General features: G+C 73.3%; 15 protein-coding genes. 7 read left to right on the plus strand and 8 right to left on the minus strand.

The window, feature by feature from the left end:
- Positions 1–270: 270 nt before the first annotated feature.
- Positions 271–1,155, minus strand: a complete 885-nt coding sequence (locus tag ABT232_RS37855) for a LysR family transcriptional regulator (protein ID WP_351849222.1) — start codon at positions 1,153–1,155, stop codon at positions 271–273.
- A gap of 120 nt (positions 1,156–1,275) precedes the next feature.
- Here ABT232_RS37855 and ABT232_RS37860 point away from each other — a divergent pair, with 120 nt between their 5' ends.
- The 5 genes from ABT232_RS37860 (at position 1,276) to ABT232_RS37880 (ending at position 6,435) form a co-directional block, all read left to right on the plus strand.
- Positions 1,276–1,947 carry a succinate dehydrogenase gene (locus ABT232_RS37860; RefSeq protein WP_351849225.1) on the plus strand — a complete coding sequence of 224 codons (672 nt, stop codon included), beginning with the start codon at positions 1,276–1,278 and terminating at the stop codon, positions 1,945–1,947.
- Positions 1,948–1,949: 2 nt separating this feature from the next.
- A complete protein-coding gene (locus ABT232_RS37865) occupies positions 1,950–3,899 on the plus strand; it encodes a fumarate reductase/succinate dehydrogenase flavoprotein subunit (RefSeq protein ID WP_351849228.1) in 1,950 nt (649 codons plus the stop codon).
- Positions 3,896–4,642, plus strand: coding sequence for a succinate dehydrogenase/fumarate reductase iron-sulfur subunit (locus ABT232_RS37870; protein ID WP_351849230.1), 747 nt, complete (start codon positions 3,896–3,898; stop codon positions 4,640–4,642). Before ABT232_RS37865 ends, ABT232_RS37870 begins: the two co-directional genes overlap by 4 nt.
- 207 nt (positions 4,643–4,849) lie before the next feature.
- Positions 4,850–5,623, plus strand: a complete 774-nt coding sequence (locus ABT232_RS37875; RefSeq protein ID WP_351849233.1) for a GNAT family N-acetyltransferase — start codon at positions 4,850–4,852, stop codon at positions 5,621–5,623.
- Positions 5,623–6,435, plus strand: coding sequence for a lysophospholipid acyltransferase family protein (locus tag ABT232_RS37880; RefSeq protein WP_351849236.1), 813 nt, complete (start codon positions 5,623–5,625; stop codon positions 6,433–6,435). The genes ABT232_RS37875 and ABT232_RS37880 overlap by 1 nt, the downstream gene beginning before the upstream one ends.
- Positions 6,436–6,754: 319 nt before the next feature.
- On the opposite strand, the gene ABT232_RS37885 is transcribed toward ABT232_RS37880, so the two are convergent.
- Together ABT232_RS37885 and ABT232_RS37890 are read right to left on the minus strand one after the other, a co-directional pair.
- Positions 6,755–9,121, minus strand: a complete 2,367-nt coding sequence (locus tag ABT232_RS37885) for an ATP-binding cassette domain-containing protein (RefSeq protein WP_351849239.1) — start codon at positions 9,119–9,121, stop codon at positions 6,755–6,757.
- 51 nt (positions 9,122–9,172) lie between these two features.
- Complete coding sequence (locus ABT232_RS37890; RefSeq protein ID WP_351849242.1) at positions 9,173–10,180, minus strand: MsnO8 family LLM class oxidoreductase; 1,008 nt, start codon at positions 10,178–10,180, stop codon at positions 9,173–9,175.
- Between the two features lie 258 nt (positions 10,181–10,438).
- Here ABT232_RS37890 and ABT232_RS37895 point away from each other — a divergent pair, with 258 nt between their 5' ends.
- Positions 10,439–10,930, plus strand: coding sequence for a phosphatase domain-containing protein (locus ABT232_RS37895; RefSeq protein WP_351849244.1), 492 nt, complete (start codon positions 10,439–10,441; stop codon positions 10,928–10,930).
- A gap of 36 nt (positions 10,931–10,966) precedes the next feature.
- Here the strand turns inward: ABT232_RS37895 and ABT232_RS37900 are convergent, their stop codons facing one another.
- Positions 10,967–11,182 (minus strand): dodecin, encoded by a 216-nt coding sequence (locus tag ABT232_RS37900; protein ID WP_351849247.1) that lies wholly within the window; start codon positions 11,180–11,182, stop codon positions 10,967–10,969.
- 208 nt (positions 11,183–11,390) lie between these two features.
- Here ABT232_RS37900 and ABT232_RS37905 point away from each other — a divergent pair, with 208 nt between their 5' ends.
- A complete protein-coding gene (locus ABT232_RS37905) occupies positions 11,391–12,656 on the plus strand; it encodes an extracellular solute-binding protein (RefSeq protein ID WP_351849249.1) in 1,266 nt (421 codons plus the stop codon).
- Between the two features lie 12 nt (positions 12,657–12,668).
- Here ABT232_RS37905 and egtD read toward each other — a convergent pair whose 3' ends face one another.
- Genes egtD through egtA form a run of 4 tightly spaced genes read right to left on the minus strand, consistent with a single transcriptional unit; the run spans position 12,669 to position 17,036 of the window.
- Positions 12,669–13,631, minus strand: a complete 963-nt coding sequence (gene egtD / locus ABT232_RS37910; RefSeq protein WP_351849252.1) for an L-histidine N(alpha)-methyltransferase — start codon at positions 13,629–13,631, stop codon at positions 12,669–12,671.
- On the minus strand, positions 13,628–14,419 hold the full coding sequence (gene egtC, locus ABT232_RS37915; RefSeq protein ID WP_351849254.1) for an ergothioneine biosynthesis protein EgtC: 792 nt from the start codon (positions 14,417–14,419) through the stop codon (positions 13,628–13,630). Before egtC ends, egtD begins: the two co-directional genes overlap by 4 nt.
- A complete protein-coding gene (gene egtB, locus ABT232_RS37920; RefSeq protein WP_351849256.1) occupies positions 14,419–15,741 on the minus strand; it encodes an ergothioneine biosynthesis protein EgtB in 1,323 nt (440 codons plus the stop codon). The genes egtC and egtB overlap by 1 nt, the downstream gene beginning before the upstream one ends.
- On the minus strand, positions 15,738–17,036 hold the full coding sequence (gene egtA, locus ABT232_RS37925) for an ergothioneine biosynthesis glutamate--cysteine ligase EgtA (RefSeq protein ID WP_351849259.1): 1,299 nt from the start codon (positions 17,034–17,036) through the stop codon (positions 15,738–15,740). Before egtA ends, egtB begins: the two co-directional genes overlap by 4 nt.
- Between the last annotated feature and the right edge of the window lie 347 nt (positions 17,037–17,383).

Here is a 17,383-nt window from a genome sequence, read left to right on the forward strand (position 1 = left end):
CCATGGCTCCGCCATGCCGCCCTCCTCCGCCTTGCGATGCACGGCACCAGACGCCGCTCGCTGATCCGGCCTGATCGACGAGACACCCCCTAGGACCCGTCTGACGGTTCGCATGTGCCGCGCGACGCCATGCACGCACTCGCCGCACCGGTCCCAGGCCCACGTACGTCCCGTACGTGGGCCTGGGGCCGGCACGCCGAGAGCACGCACCTGACGCCGTGCGGCCGCCCTCCGGGCGACGACGCGAAGTGTCAGACAAGGAACCCCGCCTCACCGCTCCAGCAGCATCCGCTGGAGTTCCCGAGCCGCCCGAGGTGGGGCCACGTCGCTGCGGTGGGCCAGGGCGATCGTGCGGTGGAGGCCGGGGCGGGCCAGGGGGGTGACCCGCAGGCCCCGGCCGGAGCGGGCGGCGACCATGCGCGGGACGACGGCCACGCCGAGGCCCGCCCGTACGAAGCCCAGTACCGCGTCCATCTCGCCGCCCTCCACCGCGAAGTCCGGCTCGAAGCCCTCGGCGCGGCACGCGGCGACGGTCAGTTCCCGCAGGTCGTAGCCGTGCCGGAACATCACCAGGCGTTCGCCCTCCAGGTCGGCGACGCGTACCGTGCGCCGGCCCTCGCCGGGCCTGGGGGCCTCGGGTGAGGAGACCACGACCAGGTCCTCGCGCAGCAGCTCCACCGTGGTGAGCGCCGGGGCCGGCGTCGGCAGGGGCAGCACGACCAGGGCCAGGTCCAGGGCGCCGCGTGCCAGCTCCCGGATCAGGTCGTGCGAGCCGCCCTCCTCGATCATCAGCCGGATGCCCGGGTAGCGGTCGTGGAAGGCTCGCAGCACGTCGGGGAGCAGGCCTGTGCACAGGCTCGGGGTGGCGCCGAGCCGCACCCGGCCGCGCCGCAGCTGCATCAGCTCCTGCACCTCGTGGCGGGCGGTGTCGGCGTCGGCGAGGATCCGCCGGGCCAGCGGCAGCAGCGCCTCACCGGCGTCGGTGAGGGTGATGTTGCCCCGGGCGCGCAGGAACAGGTCCGCGCCTAACTCCCGCTCCAGCGCCTTGATCTGCTGGGACAGCGAGGGCTGCGCGACATGGACGAGGTCCGCGGCCCGGGTGAAGTGCCGGGTCTCGGCGACGGCCACGAAGTACTGGAGCTGCTGGAACTGCACCCTCGCATGATAGGCCGGGGCTATGGAAACGAGGCAGATGATGTCTTGGACCGATGGGGTGTGTCGCCCGTAGCGTGCTGAGACATGGCTCTGGCAACGCGGACGGCTCGACGGCCGTCCATGGCACGCACGATGTGGGACAGCTCCGTCGGCAAGAAGACGGTGATGGCCGTCAGCGGTCTGATCATGCTGCTGTACCTGGTCGTCCACATGATCGGCAACCTGAAGATCTTCTTCGGGGCGGGCGAGTTCAACCACTACGCGCACTGGCTGCGCACGGTCGGCGAACCGTTCATGCACTACGAGTGGACGCTCTGGCTGGTCCGGATCGTCCTGGTCGTCGCGGTCGTCGCGCACGCCGTCTCCGCGTACCAGCTCAGCCGCCGCGACATCAGGGCGCGCCCCAGCAAGTACGTCCACAAGAAGTCGCGGGCCTCCTACGCCACACGCACCATGCGGTGGGGCGGGATCATCCTCGGCCTGTTCATCGTCTGGCACATCCTGGACCTGACCACCGGGCAGGCGCACTCCGGAGGCTTCCAGGAGGGCCGGCCCTACCAGAACGTCGTCGACACCTTCTCCACCTGGTACGGCAACGTCATCTACATCGTCGCGATGCTCGCCATGGGCCTGCACGTCCGGCACGGCTTCTGGAGCGCCGCCCAGACCCTCGGCGTCGGCAGCCGCCGCCGCGACCGCGCCCTCAAGACCATCGCCAACGTCCTCGCGCTGCTGCTCACGGCCGGCTTCATCGCCGTACCCGTGGGCGTCATGACCGGATTGGTGAGCTGACCATGACTACCTACGCCGACTACCGCACCGGTGAGCCGGTCGCCGACACCAAGGCCCCGGCCGGACCCGTGCACGAGCGCTGGGACAAGCGCCGCTTCGAGGCCAAGCTGGTCAACCCCGCCAACCGGCGCAAGCACACGGTGATCGTGGTGGGCACCGGCCTGGCCGGCGGCTCCGCCGGCGCCACCCTCGCCGAACAGGGCTACCACGTCGTCCAGTTCTGCTACCAGGACTCCCCGCGCCGCGCCCACTCCATCGCCGCTCAGGGCGGCATCAACGCGGCGAAGAACTACCGCAACGACGGCGACTCCGTCCACCGCCTGTTCTACGACACCGTCAAGGGCGGCGACTTCCGCGCCCGCGAGTCCAATGTGCACCGGCTCGCGCAGATCTCCGTCGAGATCATCGACCAGTGCGTGGCGCAGGGCGTGCCGTTCGCCCGCGAGTACGGCGGTCTGCTCGACACCCGCTCCTTCGGCGGCGTCCAGGTGTCGCGGACCTTCTACGCCCGCGGCCAGACGGGCCAGCAGCTCCTCCTCGGCGCCTACCAGGCGCTCAGCCGGCAGATCGCGGCGGGCAACGTCGAGATGCACCCGCGCACCGAGATGCTCGACCTGATCGTCGTCGACGGGCGGGCCCGCGGCATCGTCGCCCGCGACCTGATCACCGGGAAGATCGACACGTACTTCGCGGACGCCGTCGTGCTCGCCACCGGCGGCTACGGCAACGTCTTCTACCTGTCGACGAACGCCATGAACTCCAACGCGACCGCCGTCTGGCGGGCGCACCGGCGCGGCGCCTACTTCGCCAACCCCTGCTTCACCCAGATCCACCCGACCTGCATCCCGCGCACCGGCGACCACCAGTCGAAGCTGACCCTGATGAGCGAGTCGCTGCGCAACGACGGCCGCATCTGGGTGCCGAAGGCCAAGGGCGACGACCGCCCGGCGAACAAGATCCCCGAGGACGAGCGCGACTACTACCTGGAGCGCATCTACCCCTCCTTCGGCAACCTCGTCCCGCGTGACATCGCCTCCCGCGCCGCGAAGAACGTCTGCGACGAGGGCCGCGGCGTCGGACCCGGCGGGCAGGGCGTCTACCTGGACTTCGCGGACGCCATCAAGCGCATGGGCCGCAAGGCCGTCGAGGCGAAGTACGGCAACCTCTTCGACATGTACCAGCGGATCACCGACGAGGATCCGTACGAGGTGCCCATGCGGATCTACCCGGCCGTGCACTACACGATGGGCGGACTGTGGGTCGACTACGACCTCCAGACCACCATCCCCGGCCTGTTCGCCGTCGGCGAGGCCAACTTCTCCGACCACGGGGCCAACCGGCTCGGCGCCTCCGCCCTCATGCAGGGCCTCGCCGACGGCTACTTCGTGCTGCCGGCCACCCTCAACGACTACCTGGCCCGCAACCCGCACCAGGAGCCGCTGACCGACGACACGCCCGAGGTGCGCGAGGTGCTCACGGAGACCGAGGAGCGTCTGACGCGCCTGCTCTCCGTCGACGGCGACCGCACCCCCGACTCCTTCCACCGCGAGGTCGGCGAACTCATGTGGGAGTTCTGCGGCATGGCCCGCACCGACGCCGGACTGCGCAAGGCGCTGGAGCGGATCCCGCAGATCCGTGCGGAGTTCTGGCGGCGGATCAAGGTGCCCGGCACCGGTGAGGAGTTCAACCAGTCCCTGGAGAAGGCCAACCGCGTCGTCGACTACCTGGAGCTCGCCGAGCTGATGTGCCTCGACGCGCTGCACCGCGCCGAGTCCTGCGGCGGCCACTTCCGGGAGGAGTCCCAGACCCCGGACGGCGAGGCCGCCCGCCGGGACGAGGAGTTCGCCTACGCCGCCGCCTGGGAGTTCACCGGCACCGGCGACGCGCCCGTCCTGCACAAGGAAGACCTGGTCTTCGAGTACGTCCACCCCACCCAGCGGAGCTACGCATGAAGCTCACCCTGCGCGTCTGGCGGCAGAAGAACGCCGACGCCGACGGCACCATGTCCACGTACGAGGTGGACGGCATCTCGCCCGACATGTCCTTCCTGGAGATGCTGGACACCCTCAACGAGGAGCTCATCCTCAAGGGGGAGGACCCGGTCGCCTTCGACCACGACTGCCGCGAGGGCATCTGCGGCGCCTGCTCGCTGGTGATCAACGGTGACGCGCACGGCCCCGAGCGCACCACCACCTGCCAGCTGCACATGCGGTCCTTCCGGGACGGCGACACCATCGACGTCGAGCCGTGGCGGGCGGCCGCGTTCCCGGTCATCAAGGACCTGGTCGTGGACCGGTCCGCGTTCGACCGGATCATCCAGGCCGGCGGCTACATCACCGCGCCGACCGGCTCCGCGCCCGAGGCGCACGCCACGCCGGTGCCTAAGCCGGACGCCGACCTCGCCTTCGAGCACGCCGAGTGCATCGGCTGCGGGGCGTGCGTGGCGGCCTGCCCGAACGGCGCGGCGATGCTGTTCACCTCCGCCAAGATCAACCACCTGAACGTGCTGCCGCAGGGCGCGCCCGAGCGCGAGACCCGGGTGCTGGACATGGTGGCGCAGATGGACGAGGAGGGCTTCGGCGGCTGCACCCTCGCCGGCGAGTGCGCGACCGCCTGCCCCAAGGGCATCCCGCTGGTGTCCATCACCGCGATGAACAAGGAGTGGCTGCGCGCCACCCGCAAGGCGAAGCGCTAGCGCGCGACGGAACGTTCGCCAAGAGGCGCGGACGGGCGGGACCGGGAGTGGTGCTCATCCCCGGTCCCGTCTCGCCTCTCCGGCCGGTCCCTGGCATTCAACAGCTCCACATCCTCGCTCCCGGCGCCGGTCACGTACACGCCAACCGGCCTCGGAAGAAACGGGGGGTACCGCCTCCGTCCCCTTCCGGCGTACCAGGAGCGAACCATGACCGGCGTGTCCACCCTCGACCGTCCCCCGCGGCCCGCCGCGCCCGCCCGCTACACCGTCACCCTCGCCCGCGACGAGGACGACGTGCGTGCCGCCCAGCGGCTGCGGCACGACGTCTTCGCCGGCGAGATGGGCGCACTGCTGACCGGCCCGCAGCCGGGCCTCGACACCGACGCCTTCGACGCGTACTGCGACCACCTGCTGGTCCGCGACACCTCGACCGGCCAGGTCGTCGGCACCTACCGGCTGCTGCCGCCCGAGCGGTCCGCGGTGGCGGGACGGCTCTACTCCGAGGGCGAGTTCGACCTCACCGCGCTGGCGGCGATCCGGCCCGGCCTCGTCGAGGTCGGCCGCTCCTGTGTGCACCCCGACCACCGGGACGGCGCCGTCATCGGGCTGATCTGGGCCGGCATCGCCCGCTACATGGTCGACCGGGGCCACGAATGGCTCGCGGGCTGCTGCTCGATCCCGCTCGCCGACGGCGGCGGGCTCGCCGCGGCCACCTGGGACCGGGTGCGGGAGCGGAACCTGGCGCCCGAGGAGTACCGGGTACGGCCGCTGCTGCCGTGGTCGGCGCAGGGCGTCACCCGGCCCGCCGGCCGCACCGAACTGCCCCCGCTGCTGCGCGGCTACGTCCGCCTGGGCGCCTGGGTGTGCGGCGAGCCCGCGCACGACCCGGACTTCGGGGTCGCCGACCTGTACGTGCTGCTGTCGATGCGCCGGGTCGACCCGCGCTATCTGCGGCACTTCCTCTCCCTCGTCCCGGCCTGATGAGCGCCTGGCTCCCCGGCGCGCCCTGCACCCCGCGGGCCTGCGTCGAGACGACCGCCCACGCCCGCGCCGTACCGCGGGCCGTGCTGCGGCTCACGGCGGTCACCGCGCTGCTGCTCGCCGGGATCGCGCTGGCCCCGCTCGGCGGCCGGATCCCCGCGGACTGGGTGCGCCGGTGGTGCCGGGCGATCGTCCGGGCGGCGGGAGTGCGGGTCCGCGTCACCGGCGCCGCCCCGCCCGGCGGCGGGCTGCTGCTGGTCGCCAACCACATCTCCTGGCTGGACATCCCGCTGCTCGCCGCCGTCCGCCCGGCCCGGATGCTCGCCAAGACCGAGATACGCCGGTGGCCGGTCGCCGGTCCGCTGGCCGCCCGCGGCGGCGCCCTCTTCATCGAACGGGACCGGCTGCGCGCCCTGCCCGAGACGGTGGCGCGGATCGCCGGGGCACTGCGCGCCGGGGCGGCGGTCGGGGTCTTCCCCGAGGGCAGCACCTGGTGCGGACGGGCCCAGGGCGAGTTCCGGCGGGCCGTCTTCCAGGCGGCGCTCGACGCACACGTCCCCGTGCAGCCGATCCGTATCCGCTACCGCCTCGCCGGCGACGGGCCCACCAGCACCACGGCCGCCTTCGTCGGCGACGACACGCTGCTGGCGTCGCTGTGGCGCGTCGCGAAGGCCCGTCACCTGGTCGCCGAGGTTGACGTACGTCCGCCCATCCAGCCCGGCGTCCACCCGGACCGCCGTTCGCTGGCCCGAGCCGCACAGCAGTCCCGGACCCCGCAGCCGTGCTGGACGCATGCGGCGCTGGTGGCCTGAGGGTGCGGTGATCTGCTCCGGGTGGTGCGGTGCGGCTGTCCGGGGCTTGGACCACCGCGGCTTTCGTCGGGTGACGGCGTGCTGCCGGCGTCGCTGTGGCGGGTCGCCAAGGCCCGTCATCCGGTCGCCGAGGTGGACGTGCGCGGCGCTGGTGGCCTGAGGGTGCGGTGACCGTGCGGTGCGGTCCGGCTGCTCGGCGTGGAGCACCTCGGCGGGCGTGCCGGCCGCCGACCACCGCCGTGTCCGCCCCCGACCACCGCCGTGCCGGCGGCCCGCCCACCGGCACCACGGCCGCCTTCGTCGGTGACGGTGCGGTGAGCTACCCCAGGGGTCCCAGGGATCCCAGGGCGCGGGACAGGTACGGGGCCGTGCGGCTGTCCCGGGTGCGGGACACCTCCGCCGGAGTGCCCGCCGCCACGACGCGTCCGCCCTCGGCGCCGCCGCCCGGACCCAGGTCGATCACCCAGTCCGCACCCGCGACCACCGACATGTCGTGTTCGACGACGATCACAGTGTGGCCGGAGTCGACCAGGCCGTGGAGCTGCCGCAGCAGCACCTCGACGTCCGCCGGGTGGAGGCCGGTGGTGGGCTCGTCGAGGAGGTAGAGGGTGGGGGCATGGCGGCCGCGCTGGAGCTCGGCGGCCAGTTTGATGCGCTGGGCCTCGCCGCCGGACAGTTCGGTGGCGGGCTGGCCGAGGCGGAGGTAGCCGAGGCCGACGTCGAGCAGGGTGGTGAGGCTGCGGGAGACGGCCGGGGTGTCGGCGAAGAACTCCGCCGCCGACTCGACGGTCAGGTCCAGCACCTCGGCGATGTCCAGACCCCGGTGGGTCACCTCCAGCGTCGCGGCGTTGTACCGCTTTCCGCCGCACTCCGGACACGGCGCGTACGTGCTCGGCAGGAACAGCAGCTCGACGCTGACGAAGCCCTCGCCCTGGCAGTTCTCGCAGCGACCGCCCCCGGCACTTCGGGCCACGTTGAAGGAGAACCGCCCCGCACCGTACCCCCGTTCCCGCGCCGCTTCCGTCGCCGCGAACACCTTGCGCACCACGTCGAAGAGGCCCGTGTAGGTCGCCAGGTTGGAACGCGGGGTGCGTCCGATGGGCTTCTGGTCGACGGAGACCAGCCGTCCCACCCCGGGCAGTTCCTGGGTGATCTCGCCGATCAGCGTGGACTTGCCGGACCCCGACACGCCGGTGACGGCCGTGAACACGCCGAGCGGGAACTCGGCGGTCACCCCGCGCAGGTTGTGCCGGGTGACCGGGCCGACCGTCAGCCGGCCGCGCGGCGCGCGCACTTCGCGGTCCCGGGCGGGGGAGCCGGCGAAGAGGAAGCGGGCCGTGGCCGACTCGCCGACCGACGCCAGCGCGTCCACGGGCCCGCTGTACAGCACCCGCCCGCCGTGCTCGCCCGCGCGCGGACCGACGTCCACGATCCAGTCGGCGCCGCGCACCACGTCCAGGTGGTGCTCGACCACGAACACCGAGTTGCCCGCCGCCTTCAGCCGCTCCAGCACCGTGAGCAGGGCCTCGGTGTCCGCCGGGTGCAGCCCCGCGGACGGCTCGTCGAGGACGTACACCACCCCGAACAGCCCCGAGCGCAGCTGGGTGGCGAGCCGCAGGCGTTGCAGCTCGCCCGCGGAGAGGGTGGGTGTCGCCCGGTCGAGGCTGAGATAGCCGAGGCCCAGTTCGAGGACGGGCGCGATACGGGACCTCAGATCACCGGTGAGCACCCGCGCCGTCTCCGAGGCGCCGCCCACGGCCAGGACGTCCGCCAGCTCGGTGAGCGGCAGCGCGGCCAGCTCGGCGACGGTGCGCCCGCCGAACGTCACCGCCAGCGCCTGCGGCCGCAACCGGCTGCCGCCGCACGCCGGGCAGGGAGCGCTGGTCAGGAACCGTTCCGCCTTGGCCCGCAGGGTGGGGCTCTTGGAGTCCGCGAAGGTCTTCATGACATACCGGCGGGCGCTCATGTAGGTGCCCTGGTACGGCCGTTGGATGCGGTCCGCGTCCCGCACCGGGTGGACGGTGACCACCGGCTGCTCGTCGGTGAACAGGATCCACTCCCGCTGCGCGGTCGGCAGTTCGCGCCACGGCCGGTCCACGTCGTGGCCGAGCGCGTCGAGGATGTCGCGCAGGTTCTTGCCCTGCCAGGCACCCGGCCAGGCCGCGATGGCTCCCTCCCGGATCGACAGCGCGGGGTCCGGGACCAGCAGCTCCTCCGTCGTGCGGTGCACCCGGCCCAGCCCGTGGCACTCCGGGCACGCCCCGGCCGCCGTGTTGGGGGAGAAGGCGTCGGAGTCCAGCCGCTCGGCGCCCGGCGGGTAGTCGCCGGCCCGGGAGAACAGCATCCGCAGCGAGTTGGAGAGGTTGGTGACCGTGCCGACCGAGGAGCGCGAGGTCGGCGTCGAGCGGCGCTGCTCCAGCGACACGGCCGGCGGCAGACCCGTGATCTCGCCGACCTTGGGCGCGCCGACCTGGTGGATCAGCCGGCGGGCGTACGGGGCGACCGACTCGAAGTAGCGCCGCTGCGCCTCGGCGTAGATCGTGCCGAACGCCAGCGACGACTTGCCGGAGCCCGACACGCCGGTGAACACCGCCACCACGTCCCGGGGGATGTCGACGTCGACCCCCTGGAGATTGTGCTCGCGGGCGCCGCGGACGCGGACATACGGGTCGTGCGGGCTGGTCATGCGGGGGAACTCCGTACGGACGGTGACCGGGATGGGACAAACCCCGCGATTCTATGCCGGGGGCAGTCCGGCGATCCCGGCCAGCCGCCGGTAGGAGTCCAGCAGCGCGTCCCGGTCGTACGTGCTGGTCGTGACCAGCACCTCCTGCGCGCCGGTCTCCTTCAGCACCGCCTCCAGCTCCTCGGCGACCTGCTCCTCGGTGCCCGCGAGCTGCCCGGCGACACCGGAGTCGTAGAAGCCGCGCTCCTTCGGGGTCATCGTCAGCGACTCGACCCGCTCGGCGGGCGGCAGCGGCGGGAAGGTGCCGTGGGTCCGGGAGTACGCCATGGACCAGGCCTCGGGCACCAGCAGCCGCCGGGCCTCCTCGGGGGTCGCGGCGACCGCGATCGTGCCGGAGATCACGACGTACGGCTCGCTCGCCCAGGGCGAGGGCCGGAAGTGCGCCCGGTAGCGCTCCACGCCGCGCCGCATCTTCTCCCGGTCGCGCAGATCACCGATGACCATCGGCAGGCCCGACCGGGCGGCGATGGCCGCGCCCTCGCCCATGGCCAGCACGAACGGCGGCACGGTCAGGCCCTCCGAGGGACGCGCGCGCACTCCGGTCGGGGAGGTGCCGCGGAACCAGCCGAGCAGTTCGTCGAGCTGGGCCGCGAAGTCGTCCGCGTCGTCCTTGTCCCGGCCCAGCGCCTTGCGCACGCCGTCGGTGAAGCCGACCGAACGGCCCAGCCCCATGTCGATCCGCCCCGGGAACAGCGACTCCAGCACCCCGAACTGCTCGGCGACGACCAGGGGCCGGTGGTTGGGCAGCATCACCCCGCCGGTGCCCACCCGGATCGTGCGGGTCGCGGCGGCGACGGCGGCGGCCAGCACGGTCGGCGCGGAACCGGCGACGCCGGACACACCGTGGTGCTCCGACACCCAGAACCGGTGGTAGCCGAGCCGTTCGGCCTCCTGGGCGAAGCGCACGGTGTCGCGCAGCGCCTCACCGCCCGGCCGTCCCTCGCGGGTGCGGGAGCGGTCGAGCACGGAGAAGCGGGTCGCGGCGATCAGGGAACTCACATCGGGTTCAACGCCCGGGGCCGGGAGGCATTCCCGCGCGTCCGCGCCCCGCGCCGGCCGGCCGCCGTAATGCGCTGGCACGCGCGCGAGGAGACCGCCTACGGTGGGCGCAGGCGTCCGGTGCGCTCGTCACGCGTTCTTCGTGGTTCGACTCCTCGCAGCCCCACCCCTGGGGCTGTCGCCCTCAGGGGGCACCGCGTGGCCCTCCGGATCTCGGGCGCCGCACACTTCGCGACGACAGCCCCTAGGGTGTGTCGGGTGACCGACAGCACCAAGGCCCCGCTGGCCGTGTTCGATCTGGACAACACCCTCGCGGACACCGCGCACCGGCAGCGGTTCCTGGAGCGCAGGCCGCGGGACTGGGACGCCTTCTTCGCGGCCGCGCCGCACGACCCGCCGCTCGCGGAGGGGGTCGCGCTGGCACGGGAGAGCGCGCGGGAGTGCGAGGTCGTCTACCTGACCGGGCGTCCCGAGCGCTGCCGGCGCGACACCCTGGAGTGGCTGGCGGCGCACGGGCTGCCGGAGGGCCGGGTGTACATGCGGCGCAACGACGACCGCAGGCCCGCCCGGCACACCAAGCTGAGCATCCTGCGCCGCCTCGCCCGCACCCGCGACATCCGGGTCCTCGTGGACGACGACGAACTGGTGTGCGTGGACGCCGAGCGGGCCGGTTTCACCGTTGTCCGGGCCCGCTGGGCCACCCCGTCCGGCGAGCTGAGGCAGGCGCAGGAGCGGGAAGGGCGGACCTGACGGTCCCGGCGCCGCCCGAGGTGCGTCGAAGCTGCGTCAGTCCGACTCCTCCAGGCGGAAGCCGACCTTGAGGCCCACCTGGTAGTGCGCGATCTCTCCGTTCTCGATCTGGCCCCGCACCTGGGTCACCTCGAACCAGTCCAGGTTGCGCAAGGTCTGCGAGGCGCGGGTGATGCCGTTACGGACGGCCTGGTCCACGCCCTCGGGGGAGGTGCCGACGATCTCGGTGACCCGGTAGGTGTGGTTCGACATGGAGTGCTCCTCTCCGCGGTGACGGCTGTGTCACGCGTCACTCCACCGTGCCCCAAGCTGCGGCGTCCCGCGAGACGTCGGCCTCCCGGCCGGAATCGCTTGACCTCCGCATTGGTCCATACCAAAATCCCAGCACACCCGTACGAGCCTCAGCTCGTCCCCCCACGTCGGGCTTCCGCACCCTGTCCACCAGACAGAAGGACCCCACGTGAGACGTCCCCTGCTCGCCGTCGCCTGCGCCGTGACCGCCTCCCTCGTCACCGGCTGCGGCCTGGTGCCCGGCAACACCGCGCCCGAACGGCGCACCGTCACCGTCTGGCTGATGAAGGACAGCGCCTCCCAGGAGTTCCTGGACCGCTTCACCGAGGAGTTCGAGCGCACCCACGGCGACCTCGACCTCGACATCCGCATCCAGGAGTGGACCGGCATCGGCGAGAAGGTGCACTCCGCGCTGGAGTCCGAGGACCCCGGCGCGCCCGACGTCATCGAGGTCGGCAACACCCAGGTCCCGCAGTACATCGAGGGCGGAGGACTGCTCGACCTCACACTGGAGTCGATGCGCGACTGGGGCATGCGCGACTGGCTGCCCGGCCTCGCCGAACCGGGCCAGCAGCTCTCCGCGCAGTACGGCGTCCCCTGGTACGCCGCCAACCGCGTCGTCATCTACCGCAAGGACCTCTTCGAACAGGCCGGCGTCACCGCCCCGCCGAAGACCCGCGAGGAGTGGCTGGAGATCACCGAACGCCTCGACTCCGGCGGCGACCAGGGCATCTACCTCGCCGGACAGGACTGGTACACCCTCGCCGGGTTCATCTGGGACGAGGGCGGCGACCTCGCCGAGGAGAAAGGCGGCAGCTGGCGCGGCACCCTCGACTCCCCGGCCGCGCTGCGCGGCATGGACTTCTACCGGCGTCTGCAGGCACTCGGCGACGGCCCCGTGGACGCCGACGAGGAACACCCGCCGCAGGCCGGGGTCTTCGCCCAGCAGCGGGTCGCGCAGATCGTCGCCGTGCCCGGCCTCGCCCGCGCCGTCGTGCAGCAGAACCCCGGCCTGGAGGGCAAGCTCGGCTTCTTCCCGGTGCCCGGCAGGTCGGCCGGCAAGCCCGGCGCCGTCTTCACCGGCGGCTCCGACCTCGTCGTACCGAAGAACACCGACGCGCGGGACGGCGCCGTCGCCGTCGTCGAGGCGCTGGCCGGCGCCAAGTGGAACACCGAACTGGCCCGCACCATGAACTACGTCCCCAACAAGACCACCCTGGCCCGCCAGGTCGCGGGCGAGGAGGGCGTCGCCGCCATGGCCGCCGGCGCGGCACAGGGACGGGCGACGCCCAGCACGCCCGAGTGGGCGAACGTCGAGGCGGACAACCCCATCAAGGAGTACATGACCAAGGTGCTCTCCGGCGCCGACGCGGCGGCGGAGGCCCGCCGCGCCTCGCGCCGGATCACCGAGGCGCTGGCGGTCCCGCTCGGCTGAGCGGGGCCCGGCCTACGCCGCCACGCTCAGCGACAGCGCGAAGCGGCCCTCCTGATCCGTCCACCAGTGGGCCAGTTCCAGCCCGGCGGCGGCCAGTTCCGCGCGGACACCCTCCTTGCGGAACTTCGCCGACACCTCGGTGCGCAGCTCCTCGCCGGCCGTGAAGTGCACGGCCAGGTCGACCGCGGGGATCTTCACCGTCTGCGCGTCGCGCGAGCGCAGCCGCATCTCGATCCACTCCCGCTCGGCGTCCCAGAGCGCCACGTGCTCGAAGGCGTCCGGGTCGAAGTCGGCGCCCAACTCGCGGTTGACGACGGCCAGGACGTTCTTGTTGAACGCGGCCGTCACCCCGGCCGCGTCGTCGTAGGCCCGCACCAGCACCCGCTCGTCCTTGACCAGGTCCGTGCCCAGCAGCAGGGCGTCGCCGGGGGAGAGCAGGGCGCGCGCCGACGTGAGGAACTCGGCGCGCTCGGCGGGCAGCAGATTGCCGATGGTGCCGCCGAGGAACGCCAGCAGCCGCGGCCCCGGCGTGTCCGGCAGCTCCATCCGGGCGGTGAAGTCGGCGATCAGCGCGTGCACGGACAGCCGCGGCCGCTGCGCGACGAGCGCCTGCCCGGCCTGGGTGAGGGCGCTCTCGCTGACGTCGACCGGGACGTAGACGTCCAGTCCGGTGAGCGCGTCGATCAGGTGGCGGGTCTTCTCGGAGGAGCCGGAGCCCAGCTCCACCAGGGTGCGCGCGCCGGTCGCGGCGGCGATGTCGGGGGCGCGGGCGATCAGGATCTCCCGCTCGGCGCGGGTCGGGTAGTACTCCGGCAGCTCGGTGATCCGCTCGAACAGCTCGCTGCCCCGGGCGTCGTAGAACCACTTCGGCGGCAGCGTCTTCGGGGTGCCGGTGAGGCCCTGGAGGACGTCGGCGCGCAGCGCGGCGCCCGCGGTGTCCTCGGGCAGGGTGCGGGTGAGGAGGAACGGGCTCACAGGTGGGGCTCCTTCGGTGGTGCGGCTGCGGGAGCGTGGCTCGGCTCCTTGAGCGGGGCGAGACGCACCTCGGCGCTGCTCGCCGTGAGCAGGGTGCGGTCCGGGACCTCCCGCCAGCGCGGGTCGTCGTCGTAGGGCTCGGAGGCCACGACCGTGCCGTGGCCCTCGCGGACCAGGTACCACAGGGTGTCGCCCCAGGTGGTGGCCGTGATGCCGGAGCCGTCGACGAGCAGCAGGTTGAGGCGCGATCCGGGGGCCGCCGCGGCGACCTCCGGGACGGTGTCGGCGAGCGCCCGGCCGGGATCGTCGCCGGCCCGCAGCCGGGCCAGGACCAGCGCCCAGACCAGCGCGGAGTCGTTGCGGGCCTCCAGGGACAGCAGGTCCTCGGGCGGCAGGCTCCGGGAGAGCCCGGCGAGCGATCCCGGCCAGTCCTTCACCGCCCCGTTGTGACTGAACAGCCACCGCCCGAAGGCGTACGGCGCGGCGGCGGCCTCGGCGTCCGCGCCCGCCATGGTGGCGTCCCGTACCGCGGCGAGCAGCGCCCGGGTGCGCACCACCCGGGCGAGGTCCGCGAAGGACTGGTCCGCCCAGATCGGCCCGGCGCGCCGGTAGCGGGCCGGCACCGGGTCACCGTCGGCGTACCAGCCGACCCCGAAACCGTCCGCGTTGACCGTGCCGTACCGCTGCCGGCGCGGCGCCCACGACTGGCGGTACAGCGCGTGCGGCGGTCGCACCAGCAGCGCGCCGAGCGGTTCCGCCTCGCCCACCCAGGCCAGATGACGGCACATCAGACGTCCTGCGAGCGGGCCGTGCGGAATCCGGCGAAGATCTGCCGCCGGATCGGGTAGTCCCAGTTGCGGAAGGTGCCCCGGCAGGCCACCGGGTCCACCGCGAACGAACCGCCGCGCAGCACCTTGTGGTCGGGCCCGAAGAACACCTCCGAGTACTCCTTGTACGGGAACGCCCTGAACCCCGGGTACGGCAGGAAGTCGCTGGCCGTCCACTCCCACACGTCGCCGATCAGCTGCCGTACGCCCAGCGGCGACTCGCCGGCCGGATAGCTTCCGGCGGGGGCCGGGCGCAGATGCCGCTGGCCGAGGTTGGCGTGCTCCGGCCCCGGGTCGGCGTCGCCCCATGGATAGCGCCGGGAGCCGCCGGTGGCCGGGTCGTGGCGGGCGGCCTTCTCCCACTCGGCCTCGGTGGGCAGCCGCCGCCCGGCCCAGCGGGCGTACGCGTCGGCCTCGTACCAGCACACGTGCACCACCGGCTCGTCCGGCGGCACGGCCTCCGTCACGCCGAACCGGCGTCGCAGCCACTGCCGGCCGTCCCGGCGCCAGTACAGCGGCGCGGTGATCGAGTGGCGGCGGATGTGGGCCCAGCCCTCGGCCGTCCACCAGCGGGCGTCGGTGTAGCCGCCGTCCTCGATGAACGCCTGGTAGGCGCCGTTCGTCACCGGGGTGGTGTCGAGGTAGAAGGGCGGTATCTCCCTTCGGTGCGCGGGCCGTTCGTTGTCCAGCGCCCACGGCTCGCTGGAGGTGCCCATGGTGAAGGGGCCGCCGGGCACCAGGACCTCGGCCGGGCCGGTGAACAGGGTCACCGGCTCGGGGTCGGGCGCGGTGAGCGCCTGCGGGCCCTTACGGAGCTGGTGGGTGATCAGCATGGTCTCGTCGTGCTGCTGTTCGTGCTGCGCGACCATCCCGAAGGCGAAGCCCGCCTCGGTGAGCCGGGTGCCCTGGAAGGCGGCGCCCTCCAGCACGTCCAGGACCCGGCGGCGCACCTGGGCGGCGTAGTCGCGGGCCTCGGCGGGCGGCAGCAGCGGCAGCGAGGGCCGCTCCGCGCGCGGATGCTCGAAGGCGTCGTACAGGTTGTCGATCTCGGGCCGGATCGCCTCCTGCCCGCCGACCGCCCGCAGCAGCCACAGCTCCTCCTGGTTGCCGATGTGCGCGAGATCCCACACCAGCGGTGACATCAGGGGCGAGTGCTGGGCGGTCAGATCGGGCTCGTCGACACAGCTGGTCAGCAGGGTGGTGCGGTCGCGGGCGGTGGTCAGTGAGGCCAGCGCCCGCTCGCGGAAGGCCTCGGGATCGAGATCGGGGGCGGTGTCGGTCATGAACGCGGGTCCTTCCCGTGCGGGCGGTCCGTCCCGAGGAGTCGGTCCAGGAGATCGTCGGCGGGGCAGCGGCCGCGCACGACGTAGCGGTCGCGGTACGCGGCGACGGCGTCCGTCACCGCGGTCGTGGCGCCCAGCCGGGGCAGGGCCTCCAGCGCCGCCGCGAAGCAGGTCACGGCCGCCTCGCGCAGCTCCGGGTCGGCGAGCCCGTCGCGGGCCGCGTCGAACCACAGCGGATTGTGCGGCGCCGGCCGGCCGAGCGCGCGCTCGGCGAGCGGTTTCACCGTGCGGTACGCCGTCTCGGCGGCCTCCGGGTCGTCGAACAGCGCCGTCGTCACGGCGAGCGGCACGATCCAGCCGTCCTCGCCGGGCTGCGCGTCGATCATCCGCAGTTCCAGGTGGCCGCGCGGCCTGACCGGCGGGAACAGCGTGGTCACGTGGTAGTTCAGATCGTCCGTGGTCGGCGGGCGGGGCGTGCGCGACCGGGTCCACTCGCGGAACGTCAGCCCGTCGGGCACGTCCCACGGGCCGCTGTCGCGCCGTACGCACATCACCGGCGCGTCCAGCACCCGCCGCGCCCAGGCGGCCCGCGGATCGGCGTCCAGCACCGGGGCGCCCGCCCGGCCCGCGCCGATCTGCGCCCACCGCAGCTGGCGGGTGGACACCCAGCCCGTGGGCTCCAGCCCGACCAGCGGGGAGTTCGCGAACGCGGCCACCAGGACCGCCCCGAGCTGGTGCGCCAGCCACCAGCGCCGCACATGCCCGAGCGGGCCGGGCTCCTCGTACCCCGCGTCCAGGCAGACCTGCACCGAGGCGGAGGTGCACATCATGGCGCGGCCGGCCGGGCCGGCGCGGTCGAGGCAGGCCTCCATCGCGTCGTAGCGCGGCTCGTGCAGGAACCGGCGAGGCGTGTGCCACGGGTCGTGCCCGATGCCGGCGAGGCCGAGGCCCAGCTCGCGCAGGACCGCGCGGACGGCGTCCAGGTCGGCGGAGACGATGCGCACGCACTCCGTGAGGGAGGCGGCGGGGGGCGAGCTCAGCTCCAGCTGGCCGCCCGGCTCCACGGTGAGCGCCGAGGCCAGGGGCACGGCGCGCAGTGCGGCGTAGGCCGCTTCGAGTCGTTCGGTTGTCACGCGGAGCTGCGGCTGCCGCAGCTCGTGGACCAGCCACTCCAGCTCGACCCCTACGGAGCGGGGTGGCCCGGTCTTGAAACAGATGCCACGGACCAGTGCCTCCACCTCGGCCTCGGTGACGGCGGTGCGGGCCCTCGTACAGTCGCTTACCGCATCGGACATGTCTGGATCCCTTCTGAGGTTCCTCCATGCCGCCGGTCCGGGGCCCGTGGGCTCCGGGGTCCGGCACGCTCGTCCCACCCAAGACCCTCGCGGCCGTTCGCACAAGGGCGCGCATCCGGACAATCCGGATGGTTGGCCTGCTCGACCTGGGGCGGTCGCCTTTCTTTTCCGGGCGGGGCGCCTGTCGTTCCCGGGCCGGGAAACTCCGTTGCACCGCAGGACCAGGATCGCTCAGGATGCGTTCATGAGCACGACGGGGGAGGGCGCGCGGCGGGGCGGCCCGGCCCCCCCCGGGGGGGGGGGGGCGGGGGGGCGCCGGCGGGCGGCACCCCCGCAGAGCCGCCCCA

Source organism: Streptomyces sp. NPDC001532, from assembly GCF_040298625.1.
Classification (GTDB): Bacteria; Actinomycetota; Actinomycetes; order Streptomycetales; family Streptomycetaceae; genus Streptomyces.

What these genes read in the sequence shown, in the direction of transcription:
- ABT232_RS37860 (WP_351849225.1), top strand. Translation starts at nt 1,276, where the DNA reads ATGGCACGCACGATGTGGGACAGCTCCGTCGGCAAGAAGACGGTGATG.
- ABT232_RS37865 (WP_351849228.1), top strand. Translation starts at nt 1,950, where the DNA reads ATGACTACCTACGCCGACTACCGCACCGGTGAGCCGGTCGCCGACACC.
- ABT232_RS37870 (WP_351849230.1), top strand. Translation starts at nt 3,896, where the DNA reads ATGAAGCTCACCCTGCGCGTCTGGCGGCAGAAGAACGCCGACGCCGAC.
- ABT232_RS37875 (WP_351849233.1), top strand. Translation starts at nt 4,850, where the DNA reads ATGACCGGCGTGTCCACCCTCGACCGTCCCCCGCGGCCCGCCGCGCCC.
- ABT232_RS37880 (WP_351849236.1), top strand. Translation starts at nt 5,623, where the DNA reads ATGAGCGCCTGGCTCCCCGGCGCGCCCTGCACCCCGCGGGCCTGCGTC.
- ABT232_RS37885 (WP_351849239.1), bottom strand. Translation starts at nt 9,121, where the DNA reads ATGACCAGCCCGCACGACCCGTATGTCCGCGTCCGCGGCGCCCGCGAG.
- ABT232_RS37900 (WP_351849247.1), bottom strand. Translation starts at nt 11,182, where the DNA reads ATGTCGAACCACACCTACCGGGTCACCGAGATCGTCGGCACCTCCCCC.
- egtC (WP_351849254.1), bottom strand. Translation starts at nt 14,419, where the DNA reads ATGTGCCGTCATCTGGCCTGGGTGGGCGAGGCGGAACCGCTCGGCGCG.
- egtB (WP_351849256.1), bottom strand. Translation starts at nt 15,741, where the DNA reads ATGACCGACACCGCCCCCGATCTCGATCCCGAGGCCTTCCGCGAGCGG.
- egtA (WP_351849259.1), bottom strand. Translation starts at nt 17,036, where the DNA reads ATGTCCGATGCGGTAAGCGACTGTACGAGGGCCCGCACCGCCGTCACC.